At 69.0% G+C, this 10,670-nt stretch carries 14 protein-coding genes; 11 read left to right on the top strand and 3 right to left on the bottom strand.

Annotation, left to right across the window (positions count from 1 at the left end):
- Positions 1–716, top strand: a 716-nt coding sequence (locus VFZ20_RS30590) for a hypothetical protein (protein WP_329687766.1), incomplete at its 5' end; no start/stop codon positions are given.
- A 551-nt stretch (positions 717–1,267) separates the two neighbouring features.
- On the opposite strand, the gene VFZ20_RS30595 is transcribed toward VFZ20_RS30590, so the two are convergent.
- Positions 1,268–2,392, bottom strand: coding sequence for an alpha/beta hydrolase (locus VFZ20_RS30595; RefSeq protein ID WP_329687767.1), 1,125 nt, complete (start codon positions 2,390–2,392; stop codon positions 1,268–1,270).
- 513 nt (positions 2,393–2,905) lie between these two features.
- Between VFZ20_RS30595 and VFZ20_RS30600 the strand changes: the two genes are divergently transcribed.
- The 3 genes from VFZ20_RS30600 to VFZ20_RS30610 all read left to right on the top strand — a co-directional run bounded on the left by VFZ20_RS30600 (position 2,906) and on the right by VFZ20_RS30610 (position 4,419).
- A complete protein-coding gene (locus tag VFZ20_RS30600; RefSeq protein WP_329687768.1) occupies positions 2,906–3,496 on the top strand; it encodes a TetR/AcrR family transcriptional regulator in 591 nt (196 codons plus the stop codon).
- A 118-nt stretch (positions 3,497–3,614) separates the two neighbouring features.
- Positions 3,615–3,857 carry a hypothetical protein gene (locus VFZ20_RS30605; protein WP_329687769.1) on the top strand — a complete coding sequence of 81 codons (243 nt, stop codon included), beginning with the start codon at positions 3,615–3,617 and terminating at the stop codon, positions 3,855–3,857.
- A 142-nt stretch (positions 3,858–3,999) separates the two neighbouring features.
- Positions 4,000–4,419, top strand: coding sequence for a hypothetical protein (locus tag VFZ20_RS30610; protein ID WP_329687770.1), 420 nt, complete (start codon positions 4,000–4,002; stop codon positions 4,417–4,419).
- Positions 4,420–4,485: 66 nt separating this feature from the next.
- Here VFZ20_RS30610 and VFZ20_RS33015 read toward each other — a convergent pair whose 3' ends face one another.
- Positions 4,486–4,764, bottom strand: coding sequence for a DUF779 domain-containing protein (locus VFZ20_RS33015; RefSeq protein ID WP_414682962.1), 279 nt, complete (start codon positions 4,762–4,764; stop codon positions 4,486–4,488).
- A 186-nt stretch (positions 4,765–4,950) separates the two neighbouring features.
- On the opposite strand from VFZ20_RS33015, the gene VFZ20_RS30615 reads away from it, so the two are divergent.
- The 3 genes from VFZ20_RS30615 (at position 4,951) to VFZ20_RS30625 (ending at position 7,227) form a co-directional block, all read left to right on the top strand.
- On the top strand, positions 4,951–5,352 hold the full coding sequence (locus VFZ20_RS30615; protein ID WP_329687771.1) for a hypothetical protein: 402 nt from the start codon (positions 4,951–4,953) through the stop codon (positions 5,350–5,352).
- 537 nt (positions 5,353–5,889) lie between these two features.
- Positions 5,890–6,768, top strand: coding sequence for a hypothetical protein (locus VFZ20_RS30620; RefSeq protein WP_329687772.1), 879 nt, complete (start codon positions 5,890–5,892; stop codon positions 6,766–6,768).
- A gap of 84 nt (positions 6,769–6,852) precedes the next feature.
- Positions 6,853–7,227, top strand: coding sequence for a hypothetical protein (locus VFZ20_RS30625; RefSeq protein ID WP_329687773.1), 375 nt, complete (start codon positions 6,853–6,855; stop codon positions 7,225–7,227).
- 3 nt (positions 7,228–7,230) lie between these two features.
- Here VFZ20_RS30625 and VFZ20_RS30630 read toward each other — a convergent pair whose 3' ends face one another.
- Positions 7,231–7,395, bottom strand: a complete 165-nt coding sequence (locus VFZ20_RS30630) for a hypothetical protein (protein ID WP_329687774.1) — start codon at positions 7,393–7,395, stop codon at positions 7,231–7,233.
- A gap of 97 nt (positions 7,396–7,492) precedes the next feature.
- Between VFZ20_RS30630 and VFZ20_RS30635 the strand changes: the two genes are divergently transcribed.
- From VFZ20_RS30635 to VFZ20_RS30650, 4 genes are all read left to right on the top strand, one after another.
- On the top strand, positions 7,493–7,732 hold the full coding sequence (locus VFZ20_RS30635; RefSeq protein WP_329687775.1) for a hypothetical protein: 240 nt from the start codon (positions 7,493–7,495) through the stop codon (positions 7,730–7,732).
- 14 nt (positions 7,733–7,746) lie between these two features.
- Complete coding sequence (locus tag VFZ20_RS30640) at positions 7,747–8,838, top strand: AAA family ATPase (RefSeq protein ID WP_349264150.1); 1,092 nt, start codon at positions 7,747–7,749, stop codon at positions 8,836–8,838.
- Positions 8,838–9,518 (top strand): DUF4276 family protein, encoded by a 681-nt coding sequence (locus tag VFZ20_RS30645; protein ID WP_329687776.1) that lies wholly within the window; start codon positions 8,838–8,840, stop codon positions 9,516–9,518. The genes VFZ20_RS30640 and VFZ20_RS30645 overlap by 1 nt, the downstream gene beginning before the upstream one ends.
- A 129-nt stretch (positions 9,519–9,647) precedes the next feature.
- Entirely contained in the window at positions 9,648–10,271 is a 624-nt protein-coding gene (locus VFZ20_RS30650; RefSeq protein WP_329687777.1) for a superoxide dismutase, read from the top strand.
- Positions 10,272–10,670 lie beyond the last annotated feature (399 nt).

Below are 10,670 nucleotides of genomic sequence, written 5' to 3' on the forward strand. Positions count from 1 at the left end.
TGGTGCAGGTGGGCGTGAACGTGCGGCGCGTGCTGTTCAACGGGGTGCCGTACGCCGACGGCGAGGCGCTGTTCGGCGACGCGCGGCTGTCGCTGGAGGGGCGCAACCCGCCGTTCCCCGGGCCCATCTTCGAGAGCCGCAACAACATCGTGGGCTCGGACGACGAGATGATGTTCATCATCAACCCGTTCGACCTGGCCGTGTACCCGTCGGGGAAGGGGGCGCTGCCGGCGGGAGGCGAGCTGCTGCGGGCGCGCGACTACCTGGACCCGTGCGACCGCGAGCGGCGCGTGTGGGAGATCGAGGATCCCAGCACCTACGCGCGGCGGCTGCCCTCGCGTTTCGTGTACCCGTCCAGCGAGCCGCTGGAGGCACTGCAGATCCACAATCCGCAGCGCTACTTTGACCGGCGCGTGGCGTGGCTGGTGGCCGAGCGCGACCGGGCCACGGACCCGCTGCGCAAGCAGGAGCTCACCAGCCGCATCTTCCAGATCCAGCTGTGGGGGATGCGCGTGTGGAACAAGCTGCAGTTCCTGCTGGAATACGACTTCCGCGTGAACGGCGAGCAGACGGTGGACGACCGCGTGCGGGCGCTGGGCACGGTGGACACGGAGCATCCCTGGCACTTCACCTGCTGGTTCGGCGGATGGGACGGCGACCTGCTGGTGGGCTACTGCAAGGGTACCCTGGCCATCCCCTTCCGCCCCCACCGCTGATCGCGTTCGGCGGATCGACGTGCGGACGACCGTCGGCGGATGATCGACGGTGGATGATCGTCGGTGGATGATCGTCGGTGGATGACCTTCGGCGGATGACCTTCGGCGGATGACCTTCGGCGGATGATCGACGCCCTCCCCTGTGCGTGGCGGGGGAGGGCGTCGCGTGCTGTGTCCGGCCCCAGCCGAGCGACTAAAGTCGCCGCAACGACAGCGGAAAGCCTCGCAAACTGCGCGAGGCTTCAACGGCTGGAACCGCGCTTGGATGCACGACATCGGCCCGTGCCGGGGCCAGTCCGCGCAGGCGGACTTCGCGAATTTCCAGCGGCGAATTCATTCGCTCCTGGACGGCGCGAACGGCGCTCCGGTGCACATCGACGGCGTGCGGCACGGGCCGTCGGCGCAGGCCGACATCACGTTTCCGGTGCCGCGATTTCAATCGCCGGGGCTGGGTGCCCGCCGTTTCCTCTCGGTCTCTCACGCCGCTGGATGCCGGTCTGCTCGATCGTCCCGCCGCGCCGATCCGCATCACCCGTCCGCGCTGATCCGCCTCACCCGAGGCCGATCCGCATCCCCCCGAGACCGCTCGCGCTCATCCGCATCAGCCGATCCGCCTGTCGCGCCTGGTCGAGGATCGTGCGCCAGTCGCGGGCGATCTTCACCATCGACTGGCGCGCGCCGGGGGAGACGCCCGTCATGTGCAGGAATCCGTGTCCGTGCGCGTCCACCCGCGACAGCGCCACGGATGTGCCCGCGGCGCGCAGGGCCAGCGCGTACGCCTCGCCCTCGTCGCGCAGCATGTCGAACCCGGCGATGACGACGAGCGCCGGCGCCAGGCCAGACAGGTCGTTCGCGTAGAGCGGCGCCACGCGCCAGTCGCGCTCATCCACGCCCGTGCCGTCCAGGTAATAGCCCGTGAACGCCGCGCGGTCGGCGCGGTCCAGGAAGTAGCCCTCGCCGAACATCCGCACGGACGGCCGCTCGTTCCGGGCATCCGTCGCGGGATAGATGAGCAGCTGCGCGAACGGCGGCGCCTCGTCGCGTGCCTGGATGCTGACGACGGCGGCCAGGTTGCCTCCCGCGCTGTCCCCGCCGATGGCCACGCGCGCCGGGTCCGCACCCAGCTCCGCGGCGTGCGCCTGCGCCCAGCGGAGCGCCGCGCGCGCGTCGTCCAGGGCGGCGGGGAAGGGGTGCTCCGGCGCGAGGCGGTAATCCACCGAGAGCACGTGGATGTGCCCCTCCGCGCAGAGGATGCGGCACGCCTCGTCGTGCGTGTCCAGGTCGCCGATGGTAAAGCCGCCGCCGTGCAGGTACACCGTCAGCGGCTGCGGGCCGGACGCCGCGGGCGCGTAGTGCCGCACGGCCAGCGGCCCGCCCGGCCCGGGGAGGGTGAAATCGTGCACGGAGCCCACGGGCGTGACGGGCCCGCGAAAGAGCAGCGACTCGCGGCGGTAGCGCGCCCGGCCAGCCTGCAGAGTGGGCAGGCAGAGCCCCGGGTGTCCGCGCTTGCGGCGCAGCGCGCGGACGAGCTGCGCGTGCGGATCGAACGTGAGCCCATCGGCGGTGACGGGCGGCTCGCCGGACAGGCGCACGTGCCAGGGCCCGGGCAGGCGCACGAGCACGCGCGCGGCCATCTGCTCGATGCGCTCGGCCAAGCGGAGGGGACGGTCGGGCATGGTGTGCGTGGGTGTGGATGTCGTTCGGCGGGGGCCCTCACCCGCTCGCTGTCGCTCGCACCCTCTCCCGAAAACTGCGCGGGAGAGGGTGTATACTTCGAATCGGGCGGGGTGCGTTGCGGGCGCTTCGTCCGGTTGGTTGAAGCGTCGTTCGCATCGCGCGTCAGCGCGAGACGGGGCTTGCCGCGGTTCCAGCGGCGGGTTCACCCGCTCCGGCTGGAACCCGGCGTCGCTCTGGCCCTCACCCGGCTGTTGCCCGCTATTCCCTATTCCCTATTCCCTATTCCCTATTCCCTATTCCCTATTCCCTATTCCCTATTCCCTATTCCCTGCAGTTGCCGGCTGTACCCTGTACCCTGTCCCCGTAACCCGCAGTTCCCCAGCCCGTCACCGCGCCCCGCGCCTCCAGCCGTGGCCCCCCCGCCGCCGGGGTGATACGATACCTACGATCGTACCCTGGTACGCGCAAGTACCAGATCAGCGGATTCCCCTCCACCGGGACCCGGAGAGCACGTGGCGGAACGCGGCGGGACGCGGGACTACCGGCGCAGGCTGATGGAGGGCATGGCCGCCGCCGTGGCCGAGCGCGGCTACGCCGACACCACCATCGCCGACATCGTGCGGCACGCGCGCGTTTCGCGGCGCACCTTCTACGAGCAGTTCTCCAGCAAGCAGGAGTGCCTGCTGGCGCTGTACGTGGCCGCCAGCGAGCGGGTCATTCGCGCCACGGCCGCCGTGGTGGAGACCGCCGGCGACCGCGACACGCAGATCGCCCGTGCCACGGAAGCGTACCTGGCGCGGATGCAGGCCAACCCCGTGCTCACGCGCACGCTGTTCCTGGAGATCCTGGCCGCCGGACCCGCCGGCCTGCAGGTACGCCGCGAGATCAACCAGCGCTACGCCGACCTCTTTCGCGGCGTGGTGCAGGCGGATGGCGGCCACCTGTCGCCGGAGCTGGCGGCGGCGGCGGTGGGCGGCATCAACGAGCTGATCCTGCAGGCCGTGCTGGACGACCGCGTGGACCGCCTGGCCGCCCTCGTATCCGCCCCCGCCACCCAGCTCCTGCGCGCCGTGCTCTCCCTCCCCCCGTCCGGATCCACGTAGGCCGCCGCCCCGACGGAGCGGAAGCCAGTGCTTGTGGCGCTCTCCTTATCGGACGATATTGATTGCATGCGGGCCGCATCCGGCGGACCGTGTGGACCAGCGGCCGGAGGAGGGCAGGATGAAGAAGATCAAGCTGGATGCGGACGCGCTCGCTGTGGAGTCATTCCCCACGAACGACGCCGTGGAGCCCACGGGCACGGTGGGGGCCCACGTGCGGACCATCGATCCGGCGCAGTGGACGTGCGACTTTGGGTACCACACCTGTGCCAACGCGAGCCAGATGCTCACGTATTGTGGCGACCCGTGCAGCAACACGGCCGTGGAGTACTACACCTGCAAGGCTACCTGCCAGTGGCCCTGACGCCGCCCTGATCGCGCCGTGACGAACGGAGGCCCGGCCGCGCGATGCGGCCGGGCCTTCGTTTGTCGGGGATGAAAATCATCGCGTGGTTCCATCCAAGGAGATGTGGCACAACCTGTCCCATGAACCGAGGAGCGATGACATGCCTTCCGTGACGATCCTCGCCGAGTTTTCCCTGTTCCCGGACAACACCCGCCTGGGTCCTCAGTTCACCCTCAACGGATACGAATTCGCGGATGCCGGTGCGCCGGAATCCTTCGTCAACGTCTCCCGCACGGGCACGGTGAAGGGTCTGCAGTTCGCGGCGGCTGGCGTGCGGGTGACGCTGCCGCTGGAAACCGGTTCCGTCCAGGTGCGTGCGGCAGCGTTCGGCGGGGAGTTTCTGATCTCGGGCGTCGACTCCGCCGGAAACGTGCTGACGCAGTTCACGGCTCCGGCAGACAACCAGCCGCACGACTACAACGTCGCGCATCCCGGAATCAAGTTCGTGGATTTTGCGGGAGGAGGGAACGAGGGTACCCTGCTCTCCATTTCCATCACGCTCGACTGCGCGGATCGCTGACTTCAGGACCCCAGTAATCCGCGGTGGGGCGGGCCGGCGGCCTCGTCCTCGTCGAAGAGCCTCGAGCTAAAGGCCGCTGCCACGTCCGGGGGCGACGTCCACGGTGACGTGCGTGTGCTGCCAGTACGCGAACTGCTCGCGCTGATGTAGAACGGCACGCCGGAGACCTCGCCCAGGTACACGTCCCGCTGCCGGATGCGGAACTCGTGACGGGCATGGGAGTGCGAAAGTGCGGGCGATCGGGTTCAAGCCGTGGCCGGAGTTCCAGCCGGAGCGGCTGAAGCCGCCGCTGGGACAGCGGCAAGCCCCGCCTCGCGCTGACGCGCGATGCGAACGAGGCTTCAACCGACCGGGTACGGAGCCCGCGCCGCGCGCCGCGGCCGGTTCGAAGTGTACACCCTCTCCCGCGCAGTTTGCGGGAGAGGGTGCGAGCGACAGCGAGCGGGTGAGGGCATGCTTGCGGCCCGGACACGCCGCGCGCTAGTGTAGCAGCGGGCTGTCCCTCCATCCGCCCCCACGATCCCGCCACCCGTGAAAATCCATCCCGCCGCCGCATCGCTGATCCTGCTCGCCGCCTGCGCGCCGCGCGTGTACCACCGTGAGGCGCAGCGCCCCGTGGCCGCCGCCGCGGATGCGTACGCCTGCGCCACGCGCGAGGCGCGGCGCCTGGGATACGAGCTTCGCTCGCCGCTGCCGGGCGAAAGCTTCTCCGCCGCCCGCGTCCGTCCGGGACCGGCGGATGCGCGGTATCCCGTCTACGACTACCTGGTCGTGGAGATCCTGGATGGCGAAGGATCTGCGCCGGTGCTGCGGGTGGGCGCCGTCACGCTGGCGGGTGGGGACGGCGGCGTGCGTCCGCACTTCCGCGCGCCGCTCCCGGCGACGGAGGCCGACCGCGACGCCCTGCTGGATGCCTGCGCGCCCGCCGCGTAGGCCTCACAAAGACGCGCACCCTCCGTCCGCCGCGCGCGTCCCGGCCCATTCCGCGCGTGGCGTCGCAGATCAGCCCCGCTCGCGCGTTCTTTCCGCAGATCTGCCCTGCCGCCACGTCGTCCCGCACACTCCCCATGCGTCTGCTCTTCGCGCTGCTGATCGCGTGTTTCTCCACCGCGCTTCCCGCGGCTGCCCAGCGTTCCGCCGATCCCATGCACGGGTGCGAGCCCGGCGGGCCCGGGCTGCCGCTCGTGGGCATCGTGACGGACGCGCGGACGGGCGCGCCGCTCGAGGGCGCCATGGTGATCGTGGAGGATTATCCCCTGGGCAGCGCGGACAGCATCGGGTGCTATTCCGTGATCGGGGCAGACGAGATCGTCGGCAGCCGCCGGCGCGTGGTGGTGGACGCCACACCGCTACCTCCCGGCCGACACCCTCGTCGACATCGTCCGCGGGCAGAGCGACACCATCCACTTCGCCCTGCATCCCGCCGCGCCTCCGTGCTGCCGGCTGGAGGGCGAATGGTCGCTGCGCCTGGTGCTGGACACGGTTCCCCTGGGCAACCTCCGGCCGCGGAAGCGCGAGGTAGAGGGGCGGATGGTGTTCAGCGCCCGCCTTCCGCCGCGCCCGTGGCTGCGGGAGCCCGACCCGGCGACGGAAGAGGGCCGCTTCGACGTGGACCTGTCGGTGTTCTTCAGTGGGCCGTTCGCGAGCGATGTGAGCACCACGGTATACGGCGGGCAGCCTGCCGACTTTCTGCGGCAGGCCGTCGGCGAGGTCTTCGCGGACGACTCCGTGACGATGGTGATGATTCCGGGGATGAGCCACGGCGGACTTTCCCTGGAAGGCACCCTCCGCGGCGACACCGTCTCGGGGATGTGGGTGCAGAACGCGTACTGCTGCGGCGCGCGCGGCCGCTTCGTCATGCACCGCGTGCCCGCGTCCGCCGCGGGCGACTCGCTCGTGACGCGCGGCGTCCATGCCGCGGCGCGGCTGCGCGAGGCGGAAAAGAAGGAGCGCCAGGCGCGCGCCGCCCGCGAGGGCCACCTGCGCCTGCGCGTGTGGGACGAAGGTACGGGGCGATACGTACAGGTGGCGTTCGCGGCGGAGGGCCACGACGACAATCCCGGCGGGGGCACCACGAGCCTGGCCTACGAGTCCGGCGTGGACGGATGGGGCCGCACGCACGCGTTCGAGCCCGGCCGCTACGACCTGCTGGTGTACGAGTTCACCTGCAACGGCGAGGAGCGGATGGGCAACTGGGCGGATCCCGACGAGACCACGCCCCGCTGGACCGTGACCATCGAATCCGGCAAGCAGGTGGACCAGGACATCCGCCTGGACGTCTGCGCCCTCCCCGAATACGAGGGGGAGGATGTCATTCGGCCCGTCGCACCCGCAACGCCGCTTCCCTGAACGTCGCGGCGTCACGGCCGGGCGGGTCGGATCGTTCTCCCGCGTGAACGCATCCCGTCCCGCATCCAACCATCCGACGTCCACATGCGAATTTCCCCGCTCGGCAAGGTCGCCGTGGCCGTGCTGCTGGCCGGCTGTCAGGGCATTACCCACGCGTGCACGCTCGCGGCCTGCACCAACGGGCTGAACGTGCAGCTCTCCCGGGCGCCCACGGGTCCGTACCGCGTGGAAGCCTTTCCGGACGGCTCCCCCAACAGCGTGGTGTTCGACTGCGACGCCGCGGCGATGTGCCAGGGCGCGTGGTTCGAGGGGATGGAGGCGAGCCGCGTGACGCTCAGGGTCACCATCGGCGAAACGACGACCACGCACGAGGTCACCCCCCGCTACGAGACCGTGTACCCCAACGGCCGAAGCTGTCCCGGCCGCTGCCGGCAGGCCACCGTCATGGTCCCGCTGTAGCCGCTACGAACGCGAGCCATCCCCCTCGGTGGGAATGGCTCGCGTTGTCTTCCACGCCGGCTCGTGCTCGCCGCGTCGAACCTCCACTGCCTGGCGCAGCCCCTCGATCAGCAGCTCGCCGAAGTTCTCGTCGGTCACCACGATGGGCTCGTCGTTCATGTTCATCATTCAGCGCTCCCCGTTCCATGTGGCCGCGCGGGCTTGCTCCCGGTTCCGTGTGTAAATAATATAGTTACAGAACGGCATCTGTCAATTGATGGTTTACATGGATTTCAAGACCGCGACCGACATCCTCGGTTTGCCAGCCTCGGGGCTGGCGCAGGCATTCGGCTTGGAGCCGCAGACCATCCGGCAGATGCGTCTGGCGCCTGATGCGCGCGGCCACCGCTCGCCTCCCGTCGATTGGGAGCGGGTCGTGAGCCGGCTAGCCCGCGAACGGGGCAGGGAATTGCAGGGATTGGTGCAGCGACTGGACGAGCGGACTGTTACCCGAACCGAACGATGACCGAGCCCAAACTGATGCTGGAGCGGCTCTCGCTCAGCGGCTTCAAGACGATCCGGCATCTGGACGGTCTTGAGCTAGGGTCCATGAACGTGCTCATCGGGCAGAATGGGGCAGGCAAGTCCAACCTGCTGTCGTTCTTCCGGATGCTGAGCCAGATGTTCTCTCCGCCCGGGAATCTCCAGATTTTTGTCGCGCGTGGAGGAGGCGCGACCAGCCTTCTTCATGGGGGAGCGAGCGTTACGCCGGAGATCGCGGCGACGTTGAACTTCCTGGATGTGGATTACCAGCTTCGCCTCGCCCATGCGGCGCAGGATACGCTTGTCTTTTCGGAGGAGGCGATTAGCTGCCGCATTCCCTCTGACGACCGGATCGCGTGGATTCCGTGGGGAGGGGGACACCGTGAATCCATCCTGGCCCAGGCCACGGATCTCCCGTTTGTCGAAAATGAATCCGCGCTCCGCACGTTCCTGCGGGAGTGTATCGTGTTCCACCTTCACAACACCTCCGAGACCGCGCGCATTCGGCAACGCTGGAGCGTGACGGACAGCCTCGTGCTCAAGGAGGACGGGGCCAATCTCGCGCCGTTCCTGCTTCGGCTTCGCGAGCGGCACCCGGCGCACTATCGAAGGATCACGGAGACGCTTCGGCAGATTGCACCGTTCTTCGCGGACTTCGAGCTGGTGCTGGAGAGCGACACGGTCCTGCTGCGGTGGCGCGAGCTGGGCAATGACCTCGTCTTTGGCCCGCACCAGGCGTCCGATGGAACGCTGCGGGCCATGGCGCTCGTGGCGCTGCTGATGCAGCCGGGCGAGCAGATGCCGTCCATCATCATCCTGGACGAGCCGGAGCTGGGGCTGCATCCGCGCGCCATCTCCGTGCTCGCCGGCCTGCTGCAGACCGCGTCGATGCACAGCCAGGTCATCGTGGCCACGCAATCGCCCGTGCTGCTGGACCACTTTGAGCCCGAGCAGGTGATCGTGGCGGAGCGCGAGGGCGCCGAATCCGTGTTCCGGCGCCTGGACCGCTTCACGCTGGAGGCGTGGCTGGAGGAGTACACGCTCTCCGACCTGTGGGACAAGAACGTGCTGGGCGGAAGGCCGCGCTGATGCGCCGGTTGCACGTCCTGGCCGAGGGGCAGACGGAGGAGGCGTTCGTGAACCAGGTGCTCGCCCCACACCTGGCCGGGCACGGCGTCTTCGCGGACGTACGTTGCGTGACCACGCGCCGCGACCGGCAGCGCCCCGATCGCGTGTTCCGGGGCGGCCTGCGCGAGTTCGGCAAGGTTCAGCGCGACCTGGAGCGATGGATGGCGGAGGACCGGACGGCGGTCTTTACCACCATGTTCGACCTGTACGCGTTGCCCGGCGACTTCCCGGAGTTCCGGGGGGCCGCGCGGATCCGGGATCCGTACGCCCGCGTGCGGCACCTGGAGCAGGCGCTGGCCGCCGTGTTCGGGCCGGACCGGCTGATTCCGTACATCCAGTTGCACGAGTTCGAGGCGCTGCTCTTTTCCGATCCCGCGAAGTTCGACTGGCACTACATCGAGCACGAGACGCAGATCGCCCGGCTGACGGAGGTTGCGCGCCAGTTCGACAGCCCGGAGCTGATCGACGACGGCGAGCAGACCGCGCCCTCCAAGCGCATCATCGCGGAGATTCCCGAGTACCGGTACCAGAAGACGACCGCGGGACCGCTCATCGCCGGCCGTATCGGCGTGCAGGCCATGGGTGATCGCTGCCCCCACTTTCACGAGTGGCTCACCGTCCTGGAAGGACTAGATCGCTGATCGGCCCGGGATGTCCCCCGTCGGACCCGGGTGGCGAAACATCTGTAGTCCGATAGATTGCGGACGTTCGGCGGGGCGACGGGACAGGGCGCCCCGCGGCGGTACCGCAAACCCTGAGGGAGGTGGAGGATGGCGTTCACGCTTCCGGATCTGCCGTACGCGTTCGATGCGCTGGAGCCGCACATCGATGCGCAGACCATGCAGATCCACCACGACCGGCATCACAAGACCTACGTCGACAACCTGAACGCGGCGCTGGAAAAGCACCCCGAGTTCCAGGCCGGCGACGACATCGAGGCGCTCATGCGCCGCTTTGACGAGGTGCCCGAGGACATCAAGACCGCCGTGCGCAACAACGGCGGCGGGCACGCCAACCACAGCCTGTTCTGGCAGGTGATGGGCCCCAACGGCGGCGGCGCGCCCACGGGCGCCGTGGCCGACGCCATCAACGAGGCGTTCGGCGGCTGGGACGCCGCCCGCGAAAAGCTCGTCAACGGCGGCAAGGGCCGCTTTGGCAGCGGGTGGTCGTGGCTCGTGGTGGGCAGGGACGGCAAGCTGGCCGTGACCGACACGCCCAACCAGGACAGCCCGCTGATGGACGGGCAGACGCCCCTGCTGGGCATCGACGTCTGGGAGCACGCGTACTACCTCAAGTACCAGAACAAGCGCCCGGACTACCTGGAGGCCTGGTTCAACACGGTGAACTGGGACTTCGTGAACCAGCGCTACGAGCAGGCCCGCCGCACCTCCTGATCGCGGCGACCGCTCCGGCGGATCCCACGCCCCCGGCCTCCCCGCGAGGCCGGGGGCGTTCGCCATCCCCAGGATCGGCCGAAGCCGTGGCTGATCCGGATCAGCTCCCAATCGGGCATCACGTTTCGCAAACGTTGGCGGAGGATGTGACGTTCCTTTCACCGGGTCCGCCCGGGTGCTTGGGGCGGAATGGTATGCGGAACGGAGCCGATCCGACCGGAATGTAAGGATCTTGTTCCGCGCAAATCGCCTACGATAATCGTCCGGAACAGGATGCAAAAGTCCTTGCGCATCGCTCCTATTGGACGCATACATTTGATCGCGCGGCACGTCGGCCGCGCGTCCAGTGGAACCTGCACGAGGGGGAGTCCATGCGTTACGGAGCGCCGTTTTACGCCA

The organism is Longimicrobium sp. (genome assembly GCF_036280135.1).
Classification (GTDB): Bacteria; Gemmatimonadota; Gemmatimonadetes; order Longimicrobiales; family Longimicrobiaceae; genus Longimicrobium.

Coding starts and splice junctions, on each gene's coding strand:
- VFZ20_RS30595 (WP_329687767.1), bottom strand. CDS start 2,392: ATGCCCGACCGTCCCCTCCGCTTGGCCGAGCGCATCGAGCAGATGGCC.
- VFZ20_RS30605 (WP_329687769.1), top strand. CDS start 3,615: ATGAAGAAGATCAAGCTGGATGCGGACGCGCTCGCTGTGGAGTCATTC.
- VFZ20_RS30610 (WP_329687770.1), top strand. CDS start 4,000: ATGCCTTCCGTGACGATCCTCGCCGAGTTTTCCCTGTTCCCGGACAAC.
- VFZ20_RS30625 (WP_329687773.1), top strand. CDS start 6,853: ATGCGAATTTCCCCGCTCGGCAAGGTCGCCGTGGCCGTGCTGCTGGCC.
- VFZ20_RS30630 (WP_329687774.1), bottom strand. CDS start 7,395: ATGATGAACATGAACGACGAGCCCATCGTGGTGACCGACGAGAACTTC.
- VFZ20_RS30635 (WP_329687775.1), top strand. CDS start 7,493: ATGGATTTCAAGACCGCGACCGACATCCTCGGTTTGCCAGCCTCGGGG.
- VFZ20_RS30640 (WP_349264150.1), top strand. CDS start 7,747: ATGCTGGAGCGGCTCTCGCTCAGCGGCTTCAAGACGATCCGGCATCTG.
- VFZ20_RS30645 (WP_329687776.1), top strand. CDS start 8,838: ATGCGCCGGTTGCACGTCCTGGCCGAGGGGCAGACGGAGGAGGCGTTC.
- VFZ20_RS30650 (WP_329687777.1), top strand. CDS start 9,648: ATGGCGTTCACGCTTCCGGATCTGCCGTACGCGTTCGATGCGCTGGAG.